Source organism: Bosea sp. 685 (assembly GCF_031884435.1).
Classification (GTDB): Bacteria; Pseudomonadota; Alphaproteobacteria; order Rhizobiales; family Beijerinckiaceae; genus Allobosea.
This window is the reverse complement of record NZ_CP134779.1, coordinates 1,698,420-1,723,829: the sequence shown is the minus strand read 5'-3', so window position 1 is coordinate 1,723,829 and position 25,410 is coordinate 1,698,420. Positions and strand designations below refer to the sequence as shown.

The window sequence follows — 25,410 nt, the reverse complement described above, 5'->3', positions numbered from 1 at the left end:
TGCATGCCCGCCCCTCTCGCATGCCTGCCCTCTTGGCAGACCAGGCGCGACGGCGGTCGCAGCGGCAGCTGCTCCTTATCCGCCGCATCGCGCGTTACACCTGCCGCGAAATCTGCAACGCCTCCGCCGCCCCAGCAGTTCCCGGAGGTCGGCCCGGAATTTGCATTAATATTTTGCATTGCAACATGGAACTTTAATCTTTTCGAAGTGTTCTCAAATCAGCGTTCAGGCGGGAATTGCGACGATGTCCGAAGTGCCTATGCAGGCCGTGATTGACACCAGTTCCGCAACCTCCGGCCACGCCTTGACCTACGCTGCGGCAGTCAAGGACGGAGCCCCCGATCCACGCTCCGCCCTGCCGGCCACCACAAGGCTTCTCTTCGTCACCTCGGAGATGGGCGACTTCATCAAGGCCGGCGGCTTGGGCGAGGTCTCCTCGGCCCTGCCGCGCCAATTGCGCGCGCTCTGCGATGTCCGCGTACTCATCCCCGGCTTCAGGAAGGTTCGTGCCGCCAGGCCGGCCATGGACATCGTCGCGCAAATGCCGCGCACGGCGAACCTGCCGCCCTGGTCGCTCGGCCGGTTCAACACGCCAGACGGGCTCACGATCTACGCCGTGCTCTGCGACGAGCTTTATGACCGCGAAGGCTCTCCCTATGGCCCCTTCGCGGGCGGCGACTTCACCGACAACGATATCCGCTTCGCCAGGCTGTCATTGGCGGCGGCCGAGATCGCGGCCGGCGAAGCCGATCCGAACTGGAAGCCCGACATCATCCACGTCAACGACTGGCCCTCAGCCTTGGCGCCGGGCTATCTGCGCTGGAAGGGGCTCAGCACGCCCTCGATCCTGACCATCCACAACCTGGCCTATCAGGGGCTCTACCAGCCGGCCCGCATGGCGGCGCTCGGCATCCCCGATCTCGCCTTCTCGGTCAACGGCGCCGAGTTCCACGGCAAGATCTCCTTCTTGAAGACCGGCATCTACTACGGCTCACATATCACGACGGTGAGCGAGACCTATGCCCGTGAGATCACCACTGCCGAGCATGGCTGCGGCCTTGAAGGCCTGCTCAAGACACGAATGGACGAAGGCCGCCTGACCGGCATCGTCAACGGCATCGACGATAGCTGGATCTCGCCGATCGCCGGAGAAAAGGCGCGTACGCAGCTAATTCGCCAGTGGAAACAGAAAAACGCGACCGATATCCGCCAGACCTTCGACCTGCCGCAATCGCGCGGGCCGCTCTTCTCGATCATTTCCCGCCTCGTCCACCAGAAGGGCATCGACCTGTCGATCGAGGCAGCCGAGACCATCGTCGCCAATGGCGGCCAGCTCATCGTCACCGGGCGCGGGGAGCCGCGATTGGAGGACGCGATCGAGCGGCTCGCCCGGCAGAATCCGCACGCCATCGCCGCCCGCATCGGCTTCGACGATGCCGAGGCGCGGCGCATCTTCGCCGCCAGCGATTTCCTGCTGATGCCATCGCGCTTCGAGCCCTGCGGCTTGAGCCAGATGTACGCCCAACGCTTCGGCACGCTGCCGATCGCCTATCGCACCGGGGGATTGGTCGACACCATCGAGGACGGGCTCTCCGGCTTCCTGTTCTCCTCGCCGACCGGCGCCGGGCTGACCTCGGCCGTAACGCGTGCCTTGCAAGCGTTCAAGACGAAGCGGGCCTTCAAGCAGATGCGCGAGCACGCCATGGCCAAGCGCTTTGACTGGGCACGCCCGACCCATCGTTATGCCGATGTCTATGCCAGGGCGCTCGCGGCTTGAGTTCACCCGCTCTTTTGCTCGCCGGACACAGGCCTACCGCACGTCCTCGTTCAGCCTTTCTTCGCCGACGTGGCCGTCTTGTCGGGAGGCGCGGCTTTGGCAGAGGACTTTGCAACGGAGACGGGCGCCTTGCCCTTGGCCGCGGGCATGGTTTTCGCGGGCTTGGCTTTCTCGGGCTTGGCTTTCGCAGCTGCGCTCTCGGCGACGCGCGCTTCTGCCTGCCGCCAATGCGCCAGATCGCGCCCCTCGGGCTTTCCCTCCGCCTCCCAGATCGCATAGGCGGTGTCACGAACGATCTGTTCTCGGCTCATCGCATGTCTCCCTTTCACACGCCGCTCGCGCCGTGTGACAACCGCAATTGCAAAGCTTGGTTCCATGTCCAGCGCGGCACCGAACACAATCTCCCCAGCGCGGAACGCAAGGTGACTCTGTTGCGTTGCATCATCGAGAATTCCGCGCCATCAGCGGGATTCGGTTCACGATGGGACCAGGATAGATGACGCGCCAGATTCCGCTCCGCCTCCCCAGCCTACCGGCGCGCGATCTCGCCCTTCTGGAAGAGGGCCGCCACCCCGATGCCTTCGCCGTGCTGGGCCGCCATACCGTGGGCGACGTCATCGTCGTGCGCGCCTTCCTGCCCGGCGCGAACTATGTCGAGCTAATCCTCGGCGAAGGCCGCGACGCTATTGCCATGATCGGCCAGGGCACTGGCCTGTTCGAGGCGCCTGCCCCTGCTGAGGGGCCATACCGATTGCGCGCGGCCTGGCCGGGCGGCATCACCGAAAGCGCCGATCCCTACAGCTTCGGCCTGCTGCTCTCCGAAGACGACATCTATCTCTTCGCCGAGGGCCGCCATTTCGACCTCGCGACGCGGCTTGGCGCCAATCTGCGCACGATCGACGGCGTCGAGGGCGCGCTCTTTGCCGTCTGGGCTCCCAACGCCTCCCATGTCGCGGTCGTCGGCGATTTCAACAGTTGGGACGGCCGCCGCCATCCGATGCGCCGCAGGCTCGGCCCAGGCGTCTGGGAGCTGTTCATCCCCGGCGTCGAGGCGGGCGCGGTCTATAAATACGCGATCATCGCGGCCTCGGGCGAACGCCTGCCCTGGAAGGCCGACCCGCTGGCCCGCCGTACCGAGGCGCCGCCGCGCACCGGCTCCGTCGTCGCCGCTCCCGCCGAGTTCAACTGGAGCGACGAAGCCTGGCTCGCGCATCGCGAGCGCGCCCACCCGATGGCAGAGCCGATGGCCTGCTACGAGATCCATGTCGGCTCCTGGCTGCGCACGGAATGGGGCCAGATGGGCTCCTGGGACGAGGCAGTCGACCGGCTGATCCCCTATCTCCAGCATATGGGCTTCAGCCATGTCGAACTGATGCCGATCACCGAGCATCCTTTCGGAGGCTCCTGGGGCTACCAGCCGCTGGGGATGTACGCCCCGACCGCGCGGCTTGGCCCGCCCGAGGCCTTCGCCCGCTTCGTCGATCGCTGCCATGCCGCCGGCATCGGCGTGATCCTCGACTGGGTGCCGGCGCATTTCCCCTCCGACGAGCACGGGCTCGCCCGCTTCGACGGCAGCGCGCTCTACGAGCACGAGGATCCGCGCGAGGGCTTCCACCGCGACTGGAACACGCTGATCTACAATGTCGGCCGGCGCGAGGTGCGCGGCTTCCTGATCGCCTCGGCGCTGTGGTGGGTCGAGACCTTCCATCTCGATGGCCTGCGTGTCGATGCAGTCGCCTCGATGCTCTATCGTGACTATAGCCGCCTGCCGGGCGAATGGGTGCCCAACCAATATGGTGGCCGCGAGAATCTGGAGGCCGTCAGCTTCTTCCAGGAGCTCAACACGCTGATCGGCGCGCGCGGGCGCGGCGCGGTCAGCATCGCCGAGGAATCGACCGCCTGGGCTGGCGTCACCTCGCCGGTCCACCATGGCGGGCTGGGCTTCCATTTCAAATGGAACATGGGCTGGATGCACGACACGCTGCGCTATTTCGCACGCGATCCGATCCATCGCGGCCATCACGGGGACGACGTCACCTTCGGGCTGCTCTACGCCTTCTCCGAGAATTTCATGCTGCCGATCTCGCATGACGAGGTCGTGCACGGCAAAGGCTCGCTGCTCTCGCGCATGCCGGGCGACGACTGGCAGCGTTTCGCGAACCTGCGCCTCTGCTTGGCGCTGATGTGGAGTCATCCCGGCAAGAAGCTGCTCTTCATGGGCTGCGAGTTCGGAGCGCAGGACGAGTGGAACGTCGACGCTCCCTTCCCCTGGCCGCACCCCGATGACGCGCGACGCCGCGGCGCAATGCAACTCGTTCGCGATCTCAACGCGCTCTACCGTTCGACCCCCGCCCTCCACCGCCTCGACCATGCGCCCGAAGGCTTCGCCTGGCTGATCGCCGACGATAGCGCCAACTGCGTCTTCGCCTTCACCCGCTCGGCCGGAGACGGGGCGCCACCGCTGCTGGTGGTGGCCAATATGACACCGGTCCCGCGCCATGATTATCGCATCGGCGTCGCAGCGCCCGGTCTCTGGCGCGAACGGCTCAACAGCGATGCTGGCATCTATGGCGGCGCCGATATCGGTAATGGCGGGCAATGCAGAACCAGTTCTACCTCCCGGCATGGCCAGCGCCAGAGCCTGTCGCTGACCTTGCCGCCGCTTGGCCTGCTCGTGCTCGAGCACGATGCGGCAGGCAGCTAGGGATGATGCTTAGCCTTCCAAACACAGCGCCGTCATCCCGGACGAACCCTCGGGTCCGGGATGACGGTGCAATTATGAGGATAAGCGGCAGGGTCAAAAGCCTAACGCCGTGACAACTCGCCCGCGGAGACTTCGATGAGCGACGAAACCCTGCGCCAGCTTGCGGCCAAGGCCGGCGTCGCGCCGCATTGGACAGACCAGACCGGGGCGGAGCGCGCGGTTACACCCGAGAGCCTGCGCGCCATCCTGTCGGCGCTTGGCCTGCCGGCCGATAGCGATTCAACCCTGCGCAACTCGCTCTCGATGCTGGAGAGCGGCGTGAATGCGGCAGCAACCTCGCGCTTCACCACGGCGCGTGTCGGCCAGCCGGTCAGCTTGCCACTGAGCGCACCCGGCGGGACGACGGTCGAGATCGTGCTGGAAGGCGGCGCGCATCGCGTCGTGACCTCCGAGGAGGGCTATGACGGCGCTTTGACCCTGCCGGCCTTCGCCGAGCCCGGCTATCATATCGTCCGGACCTCGGAGGGCGATTTCTCAATTGCGACCGCCCCCGAGCGCTGTATCACCTTCGCCGACCTTAATGCGGGCGCCCCCGGCTGGGGGCTGGCGGCGCAGACCTATTCGCTGCGAACAGCCGGCGATGGCGGCATCGGCAACTTCGCCGGCGTCGCGGCCTTGGGCCGCAGCGCCGCCAGGCGGGGAGCCGATGCGTTGGCGATCAGTCCGGTCCATTCGCTTTATGGAGCCGAACCCGCTCTCTTCAGCCCCTACTCACCCTCCACGCGCCTGTTCTACAATCCGCTTCACGCCGACCCTGCGGCCGTGCTTCCAGGCGAGCTGATCCAGGATGTGATCGCGAAGCTCGGCCTCGCCGACGAGATGGCGAAGCTTGGATCCCTGCCCCAGGTCGACTGGCTTGCCGCGACTGCGCAGCGTTGGACGCTGCTGCGTGCGCTGTTCGATGCCCTGCACGATCCCGCCTGCGCTGCCGAGGCTCCGCGAGCCGATTTCGAACGCCATCTGGCTGAGGCCTCGCCACTTCTGAAGGCCCATGCCGTCTTCGAGGTCTTGCACACGGCTGAGCTGCGCCGCGATCCGGGCCTCAGGAACTGGCGCGACTGGCGGCTGGCCTATCGCGATCCCGACAGCCCCGAAGTCGCTGCCTTCGCCGCCGAGCATCAGGACGAGGTCGCCTATCAGATCTTCCTGCAATGGCTGACGGGCCGTTCCTATGGCGAGGCTCAGCGGGTCTGCCGCGAGAACGGCATGAATGTCGGGCTCATCGCCGATCTCGCCATCGGCATGGACGGCTCCGGCAGCCACGCCTGGAGCCGCCAGCATGAGGTGTTGGGCGGCCTCAGCATCGGCGCACCGCCCGACTATTATGCGGCGGAGGGGCAGAACTGGGCCCTGACCACCTTCTCGCCGCGCGGCCTCGCTGCATCAGGCTTTGCGCCCTTCATCGAGACGCTGCGCGCGAGCCTGCGCTATGTCGGCGGCATCCGGATCGACCATGTCATGGGCATGAGCAGGCTCTGGCTGATCCCCGAAGGCGCGGGTGCGCTTGACGGCGCCTATGTCAGCTTCCCCTCGGAGACACTGTTTCGCCTGATCGCGCTCGAATCCTGGCGGCACAGCGCGATCGTCATCGGCGAGGATCTCGGCACGCTCCCGAACGGCTTTCGCGACGATCTGCGCGCGCAGGGCGTTGCCGGCCTGCGCGTGCTGCGCTTCGAGAAGACTGAGCACAGCTATGTGCCGCCGGAACAATGGGATGCCGGTGCGGTCGCCCTGACCACGACCCATGACCTGCCGCCGACCGCCGGCTGGTGGGCCGGAACCGATATCGACCCCAGCGACGACGGCATCGACCAGGACAATCTGCGCGCCTGGGATCGCGGCGTGCTCTGGGGCGCCTTCCAGAATGCCGGGCTGGTCGAGGGCGAGCGACCCGGTCCCGACGACACAGACCCGGTGGTCGACGCTGCGATCCGCTACATCGCCCGGACGCCTTGCACGTTGAAAATGCTGCCGATCGAGGACGCGCTCGGCATCAGGACGCAGCCCAACGTGCCGGGCACGACGACGGAGAAACCGAACTGGCGGCATCGGCTGGATGGCGAGGCAGGGCAGTTGCTGGACGATGCAACCGTGCAGGCAAGGCTGCGCCATCTCGGCCTGCCGCGCGAGGAAGCATGACGCACTATCCGTCATTGCGAGCGTAAGCGAAGCAATCCAGGAGTCTCGCGTAGTCCCTTTGGATTGCTTCGTCGCTTTCGCTCCTCGCAATGACAGTGAGGCGCTCGGCAGCCGCAGCTACGCGGCCGCCCGCGCTTCGACGATGCCCGCAATCGCCTCCAGCATGCGCGTATCGTCGCCTGCCAGCCCCTCCATTGCCGCCATACGCGCGATCACGGTGCCGGCGACCGCCTCCTCGACCGTGTCCTCGGCATAGGCATAGAAGATCGTCGCATGCTGGCCGTCACGGTGGCAGCGCCCCTCGATCTGCTGGAGCTGGATCGCCGAGTGGCGCATGTCATGGATCACCAGCGAACGCTCGCGCTCGCCGCCCGGCATCTCGCCGCGATGCAGCGAGATCGATTCCGTCACGGTGAAGATCACCGCATCGAGCCGGCCGGTCTGGAAGGAAAGCCTCGTCTCTTCATTGACCGCGCCGGAGCGCTCGCCATTGATCTCTCCGACCGTCCAGCCGCGCCCGCGCAAGGACTCGGCCAGCATGGCGCTGGTCTCGAGGAAAGCGACCGACACCGCGACCTGCTCGTCATTGCCAAGCAGATCGTCGCAGAAATCGACCGTTCCCGGAATCCGCAGCAGGCTCGCCTTCTGGCGGAAGCGCAGATCGGCCGCCCAGCCCTGCGGCTTGCGCGTGCTCCCCCCGGCCAGCCCCAATTCGCGCCGGAATTCGCGCCAGGTCGCGTCATAGAGCTTGCGCGCCGCGCTATCCAACGCCACCGGCGCAAGCTCACGCTGCACCTCCGGCCAGCCCGCGATCTCTTCGGGCCGGCGGCGCAGGCCGATGGCGCGCTCGCTGCGATAGAGCAAGGCCGCCATCACCTTGCGATCGGCCTCGTTGGGCTCCCAGCTCCAGTTCTTCCAGCGCCCTTTCGCCCTGCCCATCTTGAGTTGCTTCATCAGCACGCGAAACCCGTCGAGATCGGCGCTCGGCATGCCCGCCGCGCGCGCCAGCAGTGGCCCGAGATAGGAGAGCTCATGCGGCGACTGGCCGGCGGTGGCGCTCATATAGATCGTGAAGCGCGCGGCCGCCGCCATCTGCCGGCAGACCAGCCCCTGCTGCGAATTCGGGTTGCGGATGCGGTGGGCCTCGTCGATCACGACGAGCGGCCAGACGCGCTTGGGCGCACCATGCTTGGCGAGCTCGTTGTTCTTCGCCCGGGTCGAGCGCTTCTTGCTGTCGGCCGGGGCTGCCAACAGCGACTTCGTCCGCTCGAAATTCATCAGCGTGACGCGTTTCGCCGGCAGGCCCGAGAGCGCCATCGTCCGCCGCCATTGCGGGATCGCCCCCTTCGGGCAGATCACCAATATGTCATCCTCCGGCATCGCCGAGAGCGCGAGCCAGGCCGACAGCGTCTTGCCGAGCCCGGTCAGGTCGCCGAGCAGGAAGCCAGGCGCGCCCTTGGCGCGCGCCGCGAGAATAGCGTCGCGCGCCACGATCTGATGGGCGTGCGGTACCATCAGGGCGGCGCCGTCGGCCTGCGTCCCGGAGATTGAAGTCATGCCGTCTGCGTTGCCATGCCCATGGCGGGCGCCGCAAGCCCCGAGCCTCGCCCCGCCGCCGGCGTAAGCCTGTCGACGCTCTCCAGCTCCTGCGCCAGGAGCGCCAGGAAATTCGTCACCAGCCGCGGCAGGACACGGCCCGACATGGTTTGCAATTGCAGGCTGCGCGAGGGCATCTCGGCATCCTTCAATGGCAATGCGACGAGCGAGCCGTCGCGTTCCGAAGCCCCGAAGGCAATGCTGCTGGCGAAGGTTATCGCCCCACCGAGCCGGCAGAAATGCAGCACGCTGGTGACATTGGTCGAGGTCAGTACCGGGTCCAGCGTCAGTCCCCGCGCCGCGCAATGAATGTCCATGACCTTGCGCACCGTCGCCTCGCCATCGAGCATCGCGATCGGATAGGCGAAGACCTCCTCCATGCTGACCGGCGCCCGCGCCAGCAGCGGGTGGTTCGAGGCGACATAGGCATAGGTCGGGACCGCGCGCTGCCAATGGGTCGTGATGCCGCGCTCGGAGGTCAGCACGAAGGTCGCACCGATATCGACCGAGCCCATCCGCACCTGTTCCGTCACCACCAGCGGCGACATCACCTTGACGTCGAAAGCGACCTCCGTATGCCGCTTGCGGAAGGCGTGGATCATCTCGGGAATGAAGCTGATCGCCAGGCCCTCAGTGACGCCGAGCCGGATCAGCCCCTTGTCGGCGCTGTTGAGTTCGCGGATTTCGCTGACGACCTGCTCGCTCTCCAGCGCCAGGCGCTGCGCATAGGCGGCCAGCGTCTCTCCGGCCTGGGTCAGGATCATGCCGCGCGCGCGCCGCTCGAACAGCAGCGCGTCGAGCTCCTTCTCGAGATTGGAGACCTGCCGGCTGACCGCCGACGCCGCTACGCGCAGGCGCTGGGCCGCCGCGCTGACCGAGCCGGTCCGCGCCACCTCGAGGAAATATCGCAGGGCTGATGACTGCATGGGAACGCCTGTAGCCGTCCCATGCCCAAACGGCAACGATCCGTTCGATTCATTCTTATGGCGGCAAGCGCAATCCTTGGGCAGATTTGTTTCCGCACAAAGGAACGGCAGCGACGGCAAAGCCGCGACGCCGCAAACCGCTTCGAGGGGACCGAAGAATGACATTGATAGCCAAGGCTTGCGCGCTGATGCTGGCTTCGACCGCGCTTGTGGCGACGGTGTCCAGCCCCGCACTCGCCCAGAAGGCCGCCAACACCGTCCGCTTCGCCTATGATCAGGCGCCCGAGAACGTCGATCCGTTCTTCAACAATGTCCGTATCGGCGTGATCATCGGCGCCAATGTCTGGGACACGCTGATCTACCGCGACCCCGACACCAACGAGTACAAGGGCCAGCTCGCCAAGAGCTGGAAGCAGGTCGACGACAAGACGATCGAGTTCGATTTGCGCGAGGGCGTCAAGTTTCACAATGGCGAGGAGTTCGATGCCGACGACGTCGTCTACACGCTGAACTTCATCGCCAAGCCCGAGAACAAGGTCGTCACCCAAGGCAACGTCAACTGGATCGAGAAGGCCGAGAAGCTCGACAAATACAGGGTCCGCGTCACGACCAAGGAGATCTTCCCAGCCGCAATCGAATATCTCGCCGGACCGGTCGTGATCCATCCCAACACCTATTACGAGAAGGTCGGCCCCAAGGGCCAGAACGAGAAGCCGGTCGGCTCGGGCCCCTACAAAGTCACCAATTACGTGCCGGGCAAGTCGATCACGCTCGAAGCCAACAAGGACTACTTCAAGGATTCGCCGAAGAAGTCCGGCAAGATCGGCAAGATCGAGATCCGCTTCATCCCTGATCGCCAGACCCAGATGGCCGAGGCGCTGTCGGGCGGCGTCGACCTGATCATGCATGTCCCCAAGGACCAGGCCGACCAGCTCAAGGCCGTGCCGACGCTGCAGGTCGTCTCCGGCGAGACGATGCGCATCGTCTTCATGCAGATCAATTCGCTGGAGAACACACCGGCTCCGGCGCTGAAGGACGAGCGCGTCCGCAAGGCGATCAACCACGCCATCGACCGCGAGGCGATGGTCAAGAACATCGTTGGCGAGGGCTCGCGCGTCCTCAACACGATCTGCTTCCCCTCGCAGTTCGGCTGCACCGACGAAGGCGCGGCGCGCTACCCCTATGATCCCGCCAAGGCCAAGGCCCTGCTCGCCGAGGCCGGCGTCAAGGACCTGACGCTCGATATCGTCGCCTATCGCGAGCGCAACCAGACCGAGGCGCTGATCGGCTATCTCCAGCAGGTCGGCATCAAGACCAATCTGCGCTTCCTGCAATATGCCGCGATGCGCGAGGTCATCAGCACCAACAAGGCCAACCTGACCCACCAGACCTGGGGTTCCTTCTCGGTCAACGACGTCTCGGCCAACACGCCGAACTATTTCGCCTTCCGCACCGAGGACATCACCAAGGACGCAACCGTTCGCGACCTGCTCAACAAGGGCAACAACTCGGTCGCGCCCGATATCCGCAAGGCGGCCTATCAGGAAGCGCTGAAGATCATCGCCGACAAGGCCTATGCCGTGCCGCTCTACTCGCTGCCGGTCTACTACGTCGCCAGCAAGGATCTCGGCTTCAAGGCCTATCCCGACGAGATGGTGCGGTTCTGGGAAATGGGCTGGAAGTAAGCTCGACCCAGCCCCCAACCTCTCGCCGTCATTGCAAGCGTAGCGAAGCAATCCAGAAGGTCGCGCGCGGCCCCTGGATTGCGTCGTCGCTGCGCTCCTTGCAATGACGGTCTCGCGTCGGAAGGAGTTTGCATGCCGACGATTCTCAAAGCGCAGGGACCCACCCCTTGCTAGGCTTCATCCTCAAACGCCTCGGCCTCGCCGTTCTCGTCGCGCTGACGGTGTCGGCGCTGGCTTTCATCCTGCTGCGCCTCTCCGGCGATGTCGCAGTCGCGATCGCCGGCGAAGGCGCGCAGCAGGCTGATATCGACCTGATCCGCGAGACTTACGGCCTCAACCGCCCCATCATCATCCAGTATCTCGACTGGCTCTGGCGGACGCTGCAGGGCGATTTCGGCACCTCGATCTATTTCAAGACCGATGTCGCGGCTCTCGTCTTCTCCAAGCTCCCGGCCACGCTGATCCTCGGCCTGAGCTCGCTCGTCTTCGCGCTGGCGATCTCGATCCCGCTCGGCGTACTGGCGGCGGTTTATGCCAATAGCTGGATCGACCGGCTCGCGCTCGCCATCGCCGTCGTCGGCCAGGCCCTGCCAAATTTCTTCTTCGCCTTATGCCTCGTCATGCTGTTCTCGATCACGCTGCGCTGGCTCCCGGTCTCCGGCTCGCAGAGCTGGCAGCACTACGTCATGCCGACGATCGCGCTCGGCTACTACGCGGCGCCGGCTTTCATGCGCCTGATCCGCGCCGGCATGATCGAGGTACTCTCCGCCGACTACATCCGCACCGCCCGCGCCAAGGGCGTCTCGCCGCGCAAGGTCGTCTTCACCCATGCGCTGCGCAACGCGCTCGTGCCGGTCGTGGCGCTGACCGCCGTGCAGCTCGGCTTCCTGCTCGGCGGCTCGGTGGTGATCGAGACGATCTTCGCGCTCGATGGGCTGGGCTATCTCGCCTATCAGAGCATCACCTACAAGGACTTCCCGGTCATGCAGATGGTCGTGATGCTGCTCTCGGCGGTCTATGTTCTGCTGACGCTCGCGGCCGACATCGCCAATGCCTGGCTCGATCCACGCATCAGGGTGTCCTGAGATGCAGGGTATTCCAAGATGAGCGACGCCCCCCTCGCCCTCCCGCGGCCCACCGCCCTGCCCCAGGGCAAGAGCCTGCTGCAGCGCATGCTCTCGCAGACGACGCTGCTGATCGGGCTTAGCCTGCTGGCCTGCTTCATCGCAATCGCCGTGCTTGCGCCCGTGCTCGCCCCGCACGACCCCTATGTCCAGAACCTCACGGCCCGCAACATCCCGCCCTTCTGGTACGACAAGGGCAACTGGGCCCATCCGCTCGGCACCGACCCGCTCGGCCGCGACTATCTCTCGCGGCTGCTTTATGGCGCCCGCATCTCGCTGCTAATCGGCATCAGCGTGGTGATCTTGTCGGGGTTGATCGGCGCGACCATGGGCCTGCTCGCCGGCTATTTCGGCGGCCGCACCGACCTTGCCGTCACATTCATGGTGACGACGCGGCTCGCCATGCCGGTGATCCTGGTCGCGCTCGCCGTCGTCGCCATCATCGGCTCTTCGCTCTGGGTCGTGATCCTGGTGCTCGGCCTGCTGAAATGGGACCGCTTTGCCGTGGTGATGCGCAGCGCGACCCAGCAGGTGCGCTCGCTCGACTATATCGCGGCGGCCCAAGCCTCGGGCGCCTCGACGCTGCGCATCATCCTGAAGGAGGTGCTGCCCAACGTCATGCCGCACCTCATCGTGGTCGCGACCCTGGAGGCCGCGAGCGCGATCCTGCTGGAAGCCGCGCTCTCTTTCCTCGGCCTCGGCGTGCAGCCGCCGCTGCCCTCCTGGGGTTTGATGATCTCCGAGGCGAAGGCCTACATGTTCTTCGGCTTCTGGCTTATCGCCTTGCCGGGCTCTGCGCTGGCGCTGCTGATCTTCGCGATCAACCTCGCCGGAGACGGCCTGCGCGACGCGCTTTCGCCACCCCGCAATGTTTGATTCCATCGACCCTTTCTGCCGCTAAACGGAGACCACCCATGACCCGCGCCCAGGCCATCGCGCATGCGCAAGACTATTTCGACTCCGGCAGCTTCAAGAGCGATCTCGCCCGCCTCGTCGCCATGCCGACCGAGAGCCAGAACCCCGACCGTGCCCCCGTCCTCGCGGAATATCTCGAAACCGAGATGCGCCCGCTGCTGGAAGGGCTCGGCTTCGCCTGCCAGACGCTGACCCACCCGCTGTCGCGCGGGCCCTTCCTGCTCGCCACCCGCATCGAGGACCCGGCCCTGCCGACGATCCTCGGCTATGGCCATGGCGACGTCATCCGCGGGCTCGACGCGCAATGGAGCGAAGGGCTCTCGCCCTGGCGGCTCGTCGAGAAGGACGGTCGCTGGTACGGCCGCGGTGTCGTCGACAACAAGGGCCAGCACGTCATCAACATCAACGCCCTGCGCGCCGTTCTCGAAACCCGCGGCAAGCTCGGCTTCAACGTCAAATACCTGATCGAGATGGGCGAGGAATCGGGCTCTCCCGGCCTGCGCGAGCTCTGCAGCGAGCAGAAGGAGCTGTTCAAGGCCGATGTGCTGATCGCCTCCGACGGGCCGCGCCTCAATGCGGAGCGGCCGACGGTTTTCCTCGGCGCGCGTGGCGGCGTCACCTTCGATCTCTCGATCGTCGCGCGCGAAGGCGGCCACCATTCCGGCAATTGGGGCGGTATCCTCTCCGATCCGGCGATCCAGCTCGCCCACGCCATCGCCTCGATCACCTCCCCCAGCGGCCAGATCCGCATCCATGAATGGGTGCCCAAGGAGTTGCCCGCCGCCGTCAGCAAGGCACTGGTCGGCTGCGAGATCGATGGTGGCCCGGACGGCCCGGCGATCGACCCCGACTGGGGCGAGCCCGGCCTGACCCCGGCCGAGCAGGTCTTCGGCTGGTGCTCCTTCGACGTGCTGGCAATGAAATCCGGCGTGCCGGAGACGCCGGTCAACGCCGTGCCACCGAGCGCCTGGGCGCGCTGCCAGCTGCGTTTCGTCGTCGGCATCGACCAGAACGATATCGTGCCGGCCTTGCGCCGCCACCTGCAGCGCAACGGCTTCCCGATGGTTGAAGTCTCGCTGGCGCGCGAGGCGATCTTCGGCGCGACCCGGCTCGACCCGGAAGACCCCTGGGTGGATTTCGCCCTCGCTTCGATCGCCAAGAGCACCAACAAGAAGCCGGCCCTCCTGCCCAATCTCGGCGGCTCGCTGCCCAACGACATCTTCGCGGATGTGCTTGGCCTGCGCACGATCTGGGTGCCGCATTCCTATCCCGGCTGCTCGCAGCATGCGCCGGACGAGCACCTTCCCGTCACGATCGCTCGCGAGGGCCTGACGCTGATGGCCGGGCTCTACTGGGACATCGGCAGCGGCGAGGCGCCCCCGGTCTGAGGGCGCGGCGCTATTCCTGCGGCTGACGCGGAGCGCTGCCGGGCGGCAGTTCGATCGGCGTCATCGGAGGGCCCTCGGGCGGCCCATTCGGCGGCAATTCCGGAGGCGGCTCGGCCGGGATGCCGGCCGGCGCCTCGTCCGGCGGCGATTCGACCGGAGGCGCCGGTGGAATCTCGGTCGGCATCAGGGGTGGCGCCTCGGGCGGCGGGTTCGGCGCCGCCGGCGTGCCGCCTGGATCGGCGGCGCTGTGTCGGAGCAAATCGATCATGCACTGTCCTCCACCGGAGGAAACGCCTGATACGGCACAAGGTTCGCAACTCATGCGAAAAGCAAACGGCCGCGCAGGGGCGCGGCCGTCATCTCGAGGCGGATCTGGAACCGCTCAGAACTGGTAGCGCAGCCCGCCATTGAAGGCGTAGCCCTCGATCCGCTCGCCGAAGCGCAGATCGGCGCGCACGAAGCCCGACAGGCCGGGAGTCGTCGAGGAGACGGCCATACCCGCGCTAAACTGGCCATAGGTCCCGACCCGGTCCGTGGTCGTCGGGAAGCTCAGGCCGCCGATCTCGCCTGACGCCTTGCTCTTGCCGGCGAATTCGCGCCAGACGCTGGCCGCGATATAGGGCGCGAGCACAATCGTCTCAGTGGGCTGGATGAAGGTGCCGAGCTGCACGCCAAAGCGGCCGGTGACGCTCTCGATCGGCTGCCAACTGACATTGGCCTGCAGCGTCCGCAGCAGGTCGACCTCGGCACGCGAATAGAGCAGCGCGACGGAGGGGTCGATATAGATGCTGTCGGTGATGTTGAAGCGCTGGCTCATCGAGGCCAGGCCGCTCCAGCCATCCGCCTTGAACTTCGCATTGGTGATACCGGCCGAGGCGGAATTCAGCTTCAGGTCGAAATTGTCCCGCCGCACCAGCACGTCGAGGGCGAAGCCCGAGCCGCTCCGGACCGCGCCATAGAGGCCATAGAAGGGCTGCTCGACCTCGAGGCGCGTATCGGGCGTCGTGACCTTGGCATCGACCTTGCCGCCATGGACGCCGAGATTGGCGGTCCAGCCGGTGCCGTTGATGTTGTAGAGGCCGGCGTCGATGCCGAGCTGAAAACCGTTGAAGCCGGCCTCGTTGACGCTGCGGAATGAACGCGAGACACCGCCGAGGCTGCCGACAGTGCTGTTCGAAGTGATGTCGAAGCGCCCGCCCCGCGCGCGGCCCCAGGTGCCGAGCGAGAAGGTGTTCGGCTTCGGGTCGGACGGGCCGTTGATGAAAGCCGAGGCCGGCTCGCTGAAGGCGTTGATCGAGGATAAGGCGCTCGACACGGAGGCGACGAAGCCCGTGGCCGCGACGACGTTGAGATCCGGCCGCACGACGTAATTGCCCGAGCCGGGCGTGGCCTCGCCGAACCAGTACTGCACCAGGCCGTTATTGGTGATGAGCTGGCCGCCGCCATTCGGGAACGGGCTCGGCCCGGTTGGAGTGAGCGCATTGGCGGCGACGAACTGGGCGCCGGCCGCACCGTTGACCACCAGAACATCGCGATTGAGCACCGCGGATGTCGAGGTCAGCTGTGCGAAACTGACCGTTGTCAGGCCCGAGGATGCCCCGACGACACTGATCCGGTCTGCCGCCGCGTTGACGATGTCGAGATCGAGCCCGACCCGGCCATTGCCGGACCAGCCGCCGCCGACCGTGACGAGGTTGTTGGTGGCGCCATTGCGCAGATCGATCATGCCCGTGTTGGCGAGGTTGCCGGAGGTCGTCAGCCTCGCACCCTGGCCGAGGCTGACGCTGCCCGCATTCGAGAGCGAAGCGAGATTGGCGGCGAGATTGGCCGCAATGGTCACCTGGCCGCTGTTGCTGAGGGGACCGGCGACGTTGAGATTGCCGCCGATGAGGTTGATCGCGCCGGCATTGTTGACCTGCAGGCCGCTGCTCAGCGTCGCCGTCCCGCCGGGCCCGTTGAAGTTGATCACGCCGCTGGCGAGATTGTTGATCGCCCCCGCATCGAGGATCGCGCCGTTCGTGCCGACATTGATCGTCGCGGCGTTGTTCAGCGTGTTGGCGGTGCCTTGCAGGATCGCGCCGACATCAAGCGCGATCGTGCCGGCATTGTTGGTGATCGTACCTACCGACAGCGTCCGGCCGGCGCCGATGGTGACCGAGCCGGCGTTGACGAGGCTGGCGAGCCCCGTGAAATTGCCGCCGTTCACGGCGAGAATGGCGCCGCCGGCATTGCTGAAGGCGCCATTGCCGGCGAGTACGCCGGCCACCGTGAAGGTTCCGGCGTTGTTGGCGATAGCGCCGTTGATCGTGCCGGCCGCATTGACCGTGCCGCTATTGGTGACGCCGCTCTGGATCGTGCCGGTCGTCGTCAGCGTGCCCGAATTGGTCACGCTCCCCGCGATCAGGCCGCTGTTGTTCGTCGTGCCGCTATTGATCACAGATGCGTTGACCGTGCCGGCATTGTTGAACGTGCCAGCCGCAGCCACCGTCACATTCGAGGCCAGGACGCCGCCGGCGAGCAGGCCGAGCGTGCCGTCGGAGACCGTCGTGCCGCCGGTATAGGTGTTAACGCCGCCGAGGTTGAGCGTGCCGGTGCCGACCTTGATCAGGCTCGTCCCCACGCCATCGACGATCGCCGAATTGATGGTTGCTGTCAGGCCAGGGCCGTTGACGTTGATCGTGCCCCCGCCGGCAACGCCGATGCCGAGCTGGCCGCCATTCAGCGTATAGCCGTCGACATTGAACTGCAGCGTGTCGAAAGCCTGCGTTCCCGCGACGGTGACGACGCCGGCCGTGCCCTGGAACACGCCGACGGAGCTCTGCCAGGAGGCGTTCACCCCGGCCTGGCCCGGCAGGCCGGTCCAGTTCGTATTGGCCGCGTTCCAGGTGCCTGGACCGCCATCGACCGTGCCGTTGCCGAGCGTGTCGGCTCCGTCCCAGAACTGCATGATCTGACCTGCGCCGAGCACGGCGAGGTTGACCTGCTCGGCCGCGCCCGGGGCGTTGGTGTAGACCTGCCCCGTGAAGCCCGCGACAGTGACCGTGGCGTAGTTCCCGGTGATCGCCCCGCCGCCGACGACGTTGATGAGCCGATAGAAACCCGCAGATGCGGCGGTCGCGGTCAGCGTGCCGCCGAGCTGGACCGGCCCGTTGGAGATCACGAGGTCGTTGGTGACGCCGCCGACTGCGCCCGGGGTGTTGAGCTCGAACACCGAATTGGAGCCGGCGTTCAGGGTCAGCGAGCCGACTATCAGCGTGCCCGGGCTTTGCCCGGCCGAGAGCGTACCGCCGTTATTGACGGTAACAGCGCCGCCGATCGTGCCGATGCCGGACAAGGTGCCGGTGTTGTTGACCGCCACCGCCGTCGCACCGAGCGAGCCATTGACCCGCAACTCGCCGCCGTTGATCGTGGTTGCCCCGGTATAGGTGTTGGCGCCCGACAGCACGAGCAGGCCCGCGCCGTCCTTCGTCAATGTGTTCGCGCCGGTGGCGATGGCGCCCGAAATCGTGGTGTTGCCGACCCCGCCGACCGTCAGGGCGAAGGCGCCGGTGATGCCGCCCGACAGCGTCAGAGTGCCAGCATCGGAATTGATCCGGCTGGCGCTGGCCAGAGTGATCGCGCCGGCGAAGCTGTTGGTCCCGGAGATATTGCGCAGCGCGCCATCATTGGCGATGCCCGTGCCGCTCAGCGAAAGCGCCTCGGCCCCGACCGCGATATTGCCCTGAATCTGCAAGGCCGCGCCATTGGCGACGGTGGTGCCGCCAGCCGTCGTACCGAGCGCGGTGGCGTTCTGGATGTTCAGCACGCCGGCATTGATCGTCGTCGTGCCGCTATATGTATTGGCGCCTGAGAGCGTGAAGGTGCCAGCGCCTTGCTTCACCAGATTGCCGGCGCCCACCTGTTCGTTGATGGAGCCCGAAAACACGGTCGATGTCGCATCGCCGGTCGTCAGCGTCGACCCGCTGCTGAGCAGGATGCCGCCGTTGCCGGCGAGGGAACCGACCGTCTCCGAGGAGAACAGGTTCACCTGGCCCAGCGCGTTGATGACGACGGCGCCGGCATCTGCGATGGCTGCGCCGTTGACCAGGATCAGAAAGCCGCCATTGACCGTGGTCACGCCGGTATAGGTGTTGGTCCCACCGAGCTGAACGTTTCCGGCCCCGTCCTTCGTAAACGCGCCGGCACCCGTCGTGACGTTGCCGATGATGTTGATGGTGCCCGCCCCGCCGACGGTGAGATCCTGGCCCGCGCCCGTAATGTTGCCGGTGATGTTGAGCTGGCCACCGGCATCCGCATTGATCCGGGCAGTTGAGGCGAGCGTGATGACGCCGCCATAGCCATTGGTCCCGCTAATGTTGCGCAGGGCGCCACCGCTGGCAACGCCGTCGCCATTCAGCGAAAGCGCCTCCGCGCCAATGGTAATAGCGCCCTGGAGTTCGAGCGCCGCGCCGGCCGCGACCGTGGTCCCGGCCGCCGTCGTGCCGAGCGCCGTCGCGTTCTGGATGTTCAGCACGCCGGCGGAGATCGTGGTCGCGCCGGTATAGCTGTTCGCGCCGGTCAGGGTGACCGTGCCGCCCGTCGTCTTGGTCAACCCAGCTCCGCCTGCGAGAACCGCATCGACCGAGCCAGCCTGCACGCCGAACGCGCCCGATGAAGTCAGCGTGCCGTTGCTGATCGTCCCGCCCGTCAGCGTCAGCCCGCCATTCTGCGTGATGTTCAAGGTACCGAGGTCGAGCGTACCGCCGGAAACCGTCAAGGCATTGGCGCTCGCGCCGAGCGTCGTCCCCACACCCGACAGCGTCAGCGTGCCGGCGCTGACCGTCGTACCGCCAGTATAGGTGTTGGCACCCGACAGCGTAACGGCGCCTGCGGTCGTCTTGCTGACCGCTCCGGCGCCGGCGAGAATAGCGGTGCTCACCCCGTTCTGGAGATCGAATGTTCCGTTCGATGTGAACGTGCCGTTCTGGACTATGCCGCCCTGGAGTACGAGCCCGCCATTTTGCGTCACCGTGAAGCCGCCGAGATCGAGCACACCGCCCGTCACCCCCGTCGCGTTCGCGACGTTGCCGAGCGCGCTGGCGTTGCCCACCGTGAGCTGGCCGGCGCTGACCGTTGTGCCGCCGGTGTAAGTGTTGACGCCCGACAGCGTCAGCGTGCCGGGGCCGGACTGAACAACGCTTCCAGCGCCGCCGAGGATCGCCGAGATCGTCTGGTTCGCGCTCGAATTGTTGGTCAGGCCACCGCCCGTGAAGTTCGCAGTGCCGTTCTGGAACGTGAAGGCAGTGCTGCCGTTGATCGTCCAGGTACTCGGCGTGAAGGTCGCAGCCCCGAGATCGACGATGGCCGAACCTGCCCCGACGCTATTGTCAAAAACGCCGGCAACGCCACCCGTCGCGACAGCGTTTGGATTCCAGTTTGTCGCGGTGCCGTAATTGGCAGTTGCGCCGGTCCAAATCGACTGCGCCTGCGCCGCGTTCGGCTGGAACAGCATCATCCCGACGATCACGCCCGTCGCCAGGGCGGTTGTCGCGGTGAGTCGCCGCAAGCCTTCGCTGGCGGTCACGGTCGGCATGGGCGCGCTCAGCCTGTGAGCGTCCAGAACGTCGGCCGTCTTCAGCATCTAGGACCTCAAGTCGTATTTGCAGCGTGTCCGTATTCGTCGGTCTGGCGCCAGAGAGAAGCGAAGCGGAAACAACTCAGCCGCCAAATCGACAAAATTTCACCTGAATCCATCCTCTGATTGCTCCCCTTAAGTCAATACCATGCCCGACAGTCAGAAGCCCAAGCGGCCAGATCTGAGCGCGACTGACGCAAGTGGCGTATTCAGCTAATTCTATTGAAATCAAATTCTTACCGCCGTCTTCTCAAGAACGGGCGGCGCACGTGCCGACTCCGGCGAGATCACGCCGGCCGTTTTTGCGAGCGCGTTACAGAAATACCACGCGGATGTCGGCCAAACCGCATTTTTTCGGCCAGAAGCAGCGCCTTATTTCGCTCGTCATCATGCGCATCGTCTGCTGCGCGTCGGCGAACGTAGAGAAAATCGACGTGAATTCCTTGGCTTACGTGAGTTTCTCAATGTTACCGATACACAAACACCTGACCGAAGCGCGTGCCCGCCAGTATTCGTGCATCCGACATCGTTGCCGCGCGGACATCCTGCAGGGTCAAGGTATGCAGGGCAGCGCCCCCCGGCGCGCCGCATGGAGTGCGCCCCTCGCCACATTCGGTGCCCGATCGCCGCGAAGCGTGATTCGAACGGGCGCGACGCAAGGCCGGCAACGCCAGGCGGCACATGTGCCGCCTCTATGCCGTGAGCTGCCTGATGCGGCTGGGCTCCAGTCTCAAACAAAAAAGGGAGCGCTCAACGCGCTCCCTTGCCGCAAACGGCGCAGCGAAAGGATGCCCCCGCTGTCAGGGCTTCCCGTCCGATCAGTATCGGTCGTAACGGCGGTAGCCGGGAGGCGGGCCATCATAGCCGCGTCGCGGCCCGTATCCGTAGCCAGGGCCGCGCCCGTAACCTCTGCGCCCGTAACGCTGCTGGCGCTGCGTTTCTTCGATAATCATGAGGCGGCGCTGCTTGGCCGCAGTCATGGTGAACTCTGCAGCCTGCCCGTCGAGCTGATGAGCCACCGTGGCAGGCAACGCCTCGGCCGCATTAACTGCCGTTGAGGTAGCAATCGCAGCACTCGCGAGAGCAATGGCACCGACGAAGCCGGCAAAGATAGACTTCCTGTTCATATTGAATCCTCTCGTGCCACATCAGGCGGGCAAACAACAACGCGAAGAGCGTCGAATCGTTCCACTCACCGTACTGGGGAGTTTGCGCCGCGTTCAAGCCTCGCCGAGCCGCTGCCTGGGCGCCAAGACCGCTGCAGCGCCACGCCTATACTTCTCCAGCCTTCGGATGAATGCCGTCATCGCGGCCGTAGAGCAGTCATCGGCAAGGTCGCCGGAGCGATCAACCGCGCCTTTTGGTGCTCGACATACGGACGTTGCAAAACGAAAGACGAACCGCACAAACCGTTCCGGCGTTGTGTCGCCGGCCGATCTGTCTATGCTTTCGTTTTCGCGGAAGTGTCCGTGGTGGGTGATGTAGGGCTCGAACCTACGACCCGCTGATTAAGAGTCAGCTGCTCTACCAACTGAGCTAATCACCCATACGCCACGAAGCGTCGCCGTCGCTGCGGCCGAGGCCGCGTCAGGCAGGCCGGCGATGTAGCAAACGCCCCCCGCCCTGTCCACCCATCTGCGACAGAAATATGCCAAGCCGTCGAAATGAATTCGGCGCGAGAGCAGGATGCGAAAAAGTGGGAACCGGTTTTTCGCATTGATCCTGCTCTCACTCTTAGATGAGAGACGGATTCAGATTTCAGATCGGGTCACTTCGTGACCCGATCTGAAATCATCCGGCTCTAGAGCAGGATGCGAAAAAGTGGGAACCGGTTTTTCGCGTCGATCCTGCTCTAACTCTTTGATGAGAGACGGATTCAGATTTCAGATCGGATCACTTGGTGACCCGATCTGAAATCATCCGGCTCTAGGCGCGACGGCCTCATCCCGGCCGGCGATTCAGCAGGTGATAGAGCGCGATAGCCCCGAAGGTCGCGGTGCCGATGCCGCCGAGTTCAAAGCCGAAGAGCGGCAGCTTCAGATCGCCCGCACCCAGGATCAGCGCGGTCGCGACCGTCAGCAGATTCTTCGGGTTCGCGAAGTCGACCTGGTTCTCGACCCAGATTCGTCCCGCCGTGGCGGCAATCAGACCGAAGACGACGATTGCCAGCCCGCCGAGCACCGCGACCGGAATCGTGCCGATGACCGCACCGAATTTGGGGGAGAAGCCGAGCACCAGCGCGATGATTCCCGCCGCGACGAAGACCAGCGTCGAATAGACTCGTGTCACCGCCATCACGCCCATATTCTCGGCATAGGTCGTCACGCCCGTGCCGCCGCCGGAGCCCGCGATCATGGTGGCGAGCCCGTCCGCCATGAAGCCGCGCCCGATCAGCGGATCCAGATTGCGACCGGTCATCACGGCAATGCCCTTGATGTGTCCGAGATTCTCCGCGACCAGGATGAGCGCGACCGGAGCGATCAGCGCCATCGCCTTGAAATCGAACACCGGCGCGACGAAGTTCGGCATCCCGAGCCAGGCCGCGGCTCCGATCCGCCCGAAATCGACCGCCGGGGCGCCGAAACTCGGTGCCGTCGCCGCGTAGAGGATATAGGCGCCGGCACCGCCGATCAGCACCGGCAGGCGCTGTGCGAGGCCTCTGCCATAAACCGCCACCAGCGCGACCGCGACGACCGTGAACAGTGCGATCCATTTGGTGTAGGGGCTGGCCGAGATCATGCCGATCGCCACCGCCGTCAGATTGAGCCCGATCGCGCCGATGACCGCGCCGGTGACGACCGGGGGCAGCAGCTTCTCGATCCAGGCCGTGCCGACGCCCTGGACCAGGAGCCCGATGGCGGCATAGACCGCACCGCAGGCGATGATGCCGCCGAGCGCCAAGCCGATATTCGCGTTGGGTCCGGAGCCGGCATAGCCGCTCGCCGCGATCACCACCCCAATGAAGGCGAAGGACGAACCAAGATAACTCGGTAATTGCCCGCGCGTGATCACGAAGAACAGCAGCGTCGCGATGCCGGAGAAGAAGATCGCCACATTGGGGTCGAACCCCATCAGGATCGGCGCCAGCGCCGTCGCGCCGAACATGGCGACGACATGCTGCAGGCCCGCGATGAAGGTCTGGACGGTCGACAGACGCTCGTCCGGCATCACCGCGCCGGAGGTCTTCAAGGTCCAGTTCGGAAAATAAGACATGGCGCGCTCCCCAGCGGGCGCGCGCTCTTTCGGCCGCGCCGAGACCGAACTACAGGCAAAGATCCTGTCCACGCCAAGCCCGCCCTGGCGTGGCGCGCGCGATTTCAGGGGAAAACCAGGCCTGCAACGCCCTCAGGAGGCGATCTTCGCAAGGTGATGGCTGTCGTCGCCGCGCCGCAGCGAGCGGTCGCGCGGCAGCACGCTGCCCGGCATCGCCGACATGCGCTCCTCCTTCGTCCCGACGACAATCAAGCCGGACAAGGGCTGGCCGGTGTGGGGGGCATAGCGTGTCATCCCGCACGCGCTGCGGCACAAAGTGCCGCGGCGCAGATGCGGGACCGTCATCAGGACAAGCGCCTTCTCGTCGTGCGGTCCCGTGTCTGCGCCGCGGCATGAATGCCGCAGCGCGCACGGGATGACACGGCGTCCCTACTCCGCCGCGGCCTGCGCGTGCAGGCGCACGCCCTTGGCGACGAGCTTGTTGAGCGCCACCAGATAGGCCTTGGCCGAGGAGACCAGCGTATCGGGATCAGCGCCGCGCCCGGTCACGGAAGAGCCCTCATGCGAGAGCCTGACCGTCACCTCGGCCTGCGCGTCGGTGCCCTCGGTCACAGCGTGCACGTCGTAGAGCTCCAGCACCGCCTCATGCGGCACGATCGCCTTGATGGCGTTGAACACGGCGTCGATCGGTCCGTTGCCCTCGGCTTCCTCGGTGACGAAGCGGCCGTCGACATCGAGCTTCATCGTGGCGCGCTGCGGCCCGCGCGTGCCGGCGATCACGGTCAGCGAAACCAGCCTGACGCGGTCATGCGCCGAGGCCAGGTTCTCATCGACCAGCGCCTCGATATCCTCGTCATAGACATGCTTCTTGCGGTCGGCCAAGGCCTTGAAGCGCGTGAAGGCGTCCTCGAGCTGGTTGTCGCCCAGATCGTAGCCCATCTCCTTCAGCTTGGAGCGGAAGGCGGCGCGGCCGGAATGCTTGCCCATCACCAGCGAGGTCTTGGAGACGCCGACCGATTCCGGCGTCATGATCTCATAGGTCGTCTGGTTCTTCAGCATGCCGTCCTGGTGGATGCCGCTCTCATGGGCGAAGGCGTTCCGGCCGACGATCGCCTTGTTGTACTGCACCGGGAAGGAGCAGGCGGTCGAGACGGCCTTCGAGGCGCGCGTCAGCAGCGAGGCGTCGATGCCGGTGTCGTAGGGCAGGACATCGCCGCGCACGCGCAGCGCCATCACCACCTCTTCCAGAGCGGCATTGCCGGCACGCTCGCCGATGCCATTGATGGTGCATTCGATCTGGCGCGCCCCGCCCTCGATGCCGGCCAGCGAATTGGCCACCGCCAGCCCCAGGTCATTGTGGCAATGCACCGAGAAGATCGCCTTGTCGGCATTGGGCACGCGCTCGCGGATCTGGCGGAACATGGCGCGATACTCGTCGGGCACCGCATAGCCGACCGTATCGGGCAGGTTGATCGTGGTCGCGCCGGCCTTGATGGCGGCCTCGACCGTGCGGCAGAGATAGTCGATCGGAGTGCGGGTCGCGTCCATCGCCGACCATTCGACATCATCGACCAGGTTGCGGGCCTGGGCCACCGTCTTCGTGATGATCTCCAGAACCTCGTCTTCGCTCTTGCGCATCTGGTGCTCCAGATGGATCGGCGAGGTCGAGACGAAGGTGTGGATGCGCGGCTTGGCGGCATGGCGCACCGCCTCGCCGGCGCGGGCGATGTCGGCGCTGATCGCGCGGGCGAGGCCCGCGACGGTCGCACGCTTGATCCGCCTGGCGATGGCGGAGACCGCCTCGAAATCGCCGTCGGAGGCAATCGGGAAGCCGGCCTCGATGATATCGACGCCCATCGCGTCGAGTACGTCGGCAACCTCGAGCTTCTCCTCGAAGGTCATGGTGGCGCCGGGGCATTGCTCGCCGTCGCGCAAGGTGGTGTCGAAGATCAGCACGCGGTCCTTGGAAGAGGAGGCGTTGCGGGTCGCATCGGTCATGGTCGTGATCCTGTAGAGGGTCGCGCCGCTATGGTTGAAGGCAGGCGCAGAATGTCTGGAAGGCGGTTCTCGTCACTCCCCTGAGCGCCCAGGCATGCATGCCCGGCCGGCCCTCAGGGGCGGCTAAGGAGAAGAAGCAGACCAAGACCGAGCGGAGCGCGCATGCCGGCAGCCCGCGCAGCAGCGCGGTTCTGGCTCAGGGCATGGGTGGCGGATGCGGCCACAGGCGTTCCTCGTATCGACAAAAACTGCATAACCGATAGCAGGGGGG

The 25,410-nt window shown here is 65.7% G+C and carries 16 protein-coding genes and 1 tRNA gene; 7 read left to right on the top strand and 10 right to left on the bottom strand.

What is annotated here, in order from left to right; genetic code table 11:
• Positions 1-244: 244 nt before the first annotated feature.
• Positions 245-1,777 (top strand): glycogen synthase GlgA, encoded by a 1,533-nt coding sequence (glgA, locus tag RMR04_RS09445; protein ID WP_311914349.1) that lies wholly within the window; start codon positions 245-247, stop codon positions 1,775-1,777.
• A 50-nt stretch (positions 1,778-1,827) separates the two neighbouring features.
• Here the strand turns inward: glgA and RMR04_RS09440 are convergent, their stop codons facing one another.
• Positions 1,828-2,175 carry a DUF2934 domain-containing protein gene (locus tag RMR04_RS09440; protein WP_311914348.1) on the bottom strand — a complete coding sequence of 116 codons (348 nt, stop codon included), beginning with the start codon at positions 2,173-2,175 and terminating at the stop codon, positions 1,828-1,830.
• A gap of 98 nt (positions 2,176-2,273) precedes the next feature.
• Between RMR04_RS09440 and glgB the strand changes: the two genes are divergently transcribed.
• Positions 2,274-4,481 (top strand): 1,4-alpha-glucan branching protein GlgB, encoded by a 2,208-nt coding sequence (gene glgB / locus RMR04_RS09435; protein WP_311914347.1) that lies wholly within the window; start codon positions 2,274-2,276, stop codon positions 4,479-4,481.
• 135 nt (positions 4,482-4,616) lie between these two features.
• Complete coding sequence (gene malQ, locus RMR04_RS09430) at positions 4,617-6,680, top strand: 4-alpha-glucanotransferase (protein ID WP_311914345.1); 2,064 nt, start codon at positions 4,617-4,619, stop codon at positions 6,678-6,680.
• A 117-nt stretch (positions 6,681-6,797) separates the two neighbouring features.
• Here malQ and RMR04_RS09425 read toward each other — a convergent pair whose 3' ends face one another.
• Positions 6,798-8,237 carry an SNF2-related protein gene (locus tag RMR04_RS09425; protein ID WP_311914344.1) on the bottom strand — a complete coding sequence of 480 codons (1,440 nt, stop codon included), beginning with the start codon at positions 8,235-8,237 and terminating at the stop codon, positions 6,798-6,800.
• Positions 8,234-9,202 (bottom strand): LysR family transcriptional regulator, encoded by a 969-nt coding sequence (locus RMR04_RS09420; RefSeq protein WP_311914343.1) that lies wholly within the window; start codon positions 9,200-9,202, stop codon positions 8,234-8,236. The genes RMR04_RS09425 and RMR04_RS09420 overlap by 4 nt, the downstream gene beginning before the upstream one ends.
• Positions 9,203-9,360: 158 nt before the next feature.
• Between RMR04_RS09420 and RMR04_RS09415 the strand changes: the two genes are divergently transcribed.
• The 4 genes from RMR04_RS09415 (at position 9,361) to RMR04_RS09400 (ending at position 14,314) form a co-directional block, all read left to right on the top strand.
• Positions 9,361-10,887, top strand: coding sequence for an ABC transporter substrate-binding protein (locus RMR04_RS09415; RefSeq protein WP_311914342.1), 1,527 nt, complete (start codon positions 9,361-9,363; stop codon positions 10,885-10,887).
• Positions 10,888-11,054: 167 nt separating this feature from the next.
• The gene (locus tag RMR04_RS09410; protein WP_311914340.1) at positions 11,055-11,972 is read left to right on the top strand and encodes an ABC transporter permease; all 918 of its coding nucleotides are present in this window, start codon (positions 11,055-11,057) and stop codon (positions 11,970-11,972) included.
• A gap of 18 nt (positions 11,973-11,990) precedes the next feature.
• Entirely contained in the window at positions 11,991-12,887 is an 897-nt protein-coding gene (locus RMR04_RS09405; RefSeq protein ID WP_311914338.1) for an ABC transporter permease, read from the top strand.
• Between the two features lie 38 nt (positions 12,888-12,925).
• Positions 12,926-14,314, top strand: a complete 1,389-nt coding sequence (locus RMR04_RS09400; protein ID WP_311914337.1) for a M20 family metallopeptidase — start codon at positions 12,926-12,928, stop codon at positions 14,312-14,314.
• 10 nt (positions 14,315-14,324) lie between these two features.
• Here the strand turns inward: RMR04_RS09400 and RMR04_RS09395 are convergent, their stop codons facing one another.
• The 7 genes from RMR04_RS09395 to RMR04_RS09365 all read right to left on the bottom strand — a co-directional run bounded on the left by RMR04_RS09395 (position 14,325) and on the right by RMR04_RS09365 (position 25,139).
• The gene (locus RMR04_RS09395; protein ID WP_311914336.1) at positions 14,325-14,582 is read right to left on the bottom strand and encodes a hypothetical protein; all 258 of its coding nucleotides are present in this window, start codon (positions 14,580-14,582) and stop codon (positions 14,325-14,327) included.
• A gap of 114 nt (positions 14,583-14,696) precedes the next feature.
• Positions 14,697-19,934, bottom strand: a complete 5,238-nt coding sequence (locus tag RMR04_RS09390; RefSeq protein WP_311914334.1) for an autotransporter-associated beta strand repeat-containing protein — start codon at positions 19,932-19,934, stop codon at positions 14,697-14,699.
• Positions 19,935-20,746: 812 nt separating this feature from the next.
• Positions 20,747-21,055 (bottom strand): hypothetical protein, encoded by a 309-nt coding sequence (locus RMR04_RS09385; RefSeq protein WP_311914333.1) that lies wholly within the window; start codon positions 21,053-21,055, stop codon positions 20,747-20,749.
• Between the two features lie 343 nt (positions 21,056-21,398).
• A tRNA-Lys gene (locus tag RMR04_RS09380) sits at positions 21,399-21,474 on the bottom strand.
• Positions 21,475-21,869: 395 nt separating this feature from the next.
• The gene (locus RMR04_RS09375) at positions 21,870-23,141 is read right to left on the bottom strand and encodes a solute carrier family 23 protein (RefSeq protein WP_311914332.1); all 1,272 of its coding nucleotides are present in this window, start codon (positions 23,139-23,141) and stop codon (positions 21,870-21,872) included.
• 132 nt (positions 23,142-23,273) lie between these two features.
• The gene (locus tag RMR04_RS09370; RefSeq protein ID WP_311914330.1) at positions 23,274-23,435 is read right to left on the bottom strand and encodes a hypothetical protein; all 162 of its coding nucleotides are present in this window, start codon (positions 23,433-23,435) and stop codon (positions 23,274-23,276) included.
• Between the two features lie 135 nt (positions 23,436-23,570).
• Positions 23,571-25,139 (bottom strand): 2-isopropylmalate synthase, encoded by a 1,569-nt coding sequence (locus RMR04_RS09365; protein ID WP_311914329.1) that lies wholly within the window; start codon positions 25,137-25,139, stop codon positions 23,571-23,573.
• Positions 25,140-25,410: the final 271 nt, after the last annotated feature.

What these genes read in the sequence shown, in the direction of transcription:
- glgA (WP_311914349.1), top strand. Translation starts at nt 245, where the DNA reads ATGTCCGAAGTGCCTATGCAGGCCGTGATTGACACCAGTTCCGCAACC.
- glgB (WP_311914347.1), top strand. Translation starts at nt 2,274, where the DNA reads ATGACGCGCCAGATTCCGCTCCGCCTCCCCAGCCTACCGGCGCGCGAT.
- malQ (WP_311914345.1), top strand. Translation starts at nt 4,617, where the DNA reads ATGAGCGACGAAACCCTGCGCCAGCTTGCGGCCAAGGCCGGCGTCGCG.
- RMR04_RS09425 (WP_311914344.1), bottom strand. Translation starts at nt 8,237, where the DNA reads ATGACTTCAATCTCCGGGACGCAGGCCGACGGCGCCGCCCTGATGGTA.
- RMR04_RS09420 (WP_311914343.1), bottom strand. Translation starts at nt 9,202, where the DNA reads ATGCAGTCATCAGCCCTGCGATATTTCCTCGAGGTGGCGCGGACCGGC.
- RMR04_RS09415 (WP_311914342.1), top strand. Translation starts at nt 9,361, where the DNA reads ATGACATTGATAGCCAAGGCTTGCGCGCTGATGCTGGCTTCGACCGCG.
- RMR04_RS09405 (WP_311914338.1), top strand. Translation starts at nt 11,991, where the DNA reads ATGAGCGACGCCCCCCTCGCCCTCCCGCGGCCCACCGCCCTGCCCCAG.
- RMR04_RS09400 (WP_311914337.1), top strand. Translation starts at nt 12,926, where the DNA reads ATGACCCGCGCCCAGGCCATCGCGCATGCGCAAGACTATTTCGACTCC.
- RMR04_RS09395 (WP_311914336.1), bottom strand. Translation starts at nt 14,582, where the DNA reads ATGATCGATTTGCTCCGACACAGCGCCGCCGATCCAGGCGGCACGCCG.
- RMR04_RS09390 (WP_311914334.1), bottom strand. Translation starts at nt 19,934, where the DNA reads ATGCTGAAGACGGCCGACGTTCTGGACGCTCACAGGCTGAGCGCGCCC.
- RMR04_RS09385 (WP_311914333.1), bottom strand. Translation starts at nt 21,055, where the DNA reads ATGAACAGGAAGTCTATCTTTGCCGGCTTCGTCGGTGCCATTGCTCTC.
- RMR04_RS09375 (WP_311914332.1), bottom strand. Translation starts at nt 23,141, where the DNA reads ATGTCTTATTTTCCGAACTGGACCTTGAAGACCTCCGGCGCGGTGATG.
- RMR04_RS09370 (WP_311914330.1), bottom strand. Translation starts at nt 23,435, where the DNA reads ATGACACGCTATGCCCCCCACACCGGCCAGCCCTTGTCCGGCTTGATT.
- RMR04_RS09365 (WP_311914329.1), bottom strand. Translation starts at nt 25,139, where the DNA reads ATGACCGATGCGACCCGCAACGCCTCCTCTTCCAAGGACCGCGTGCTG.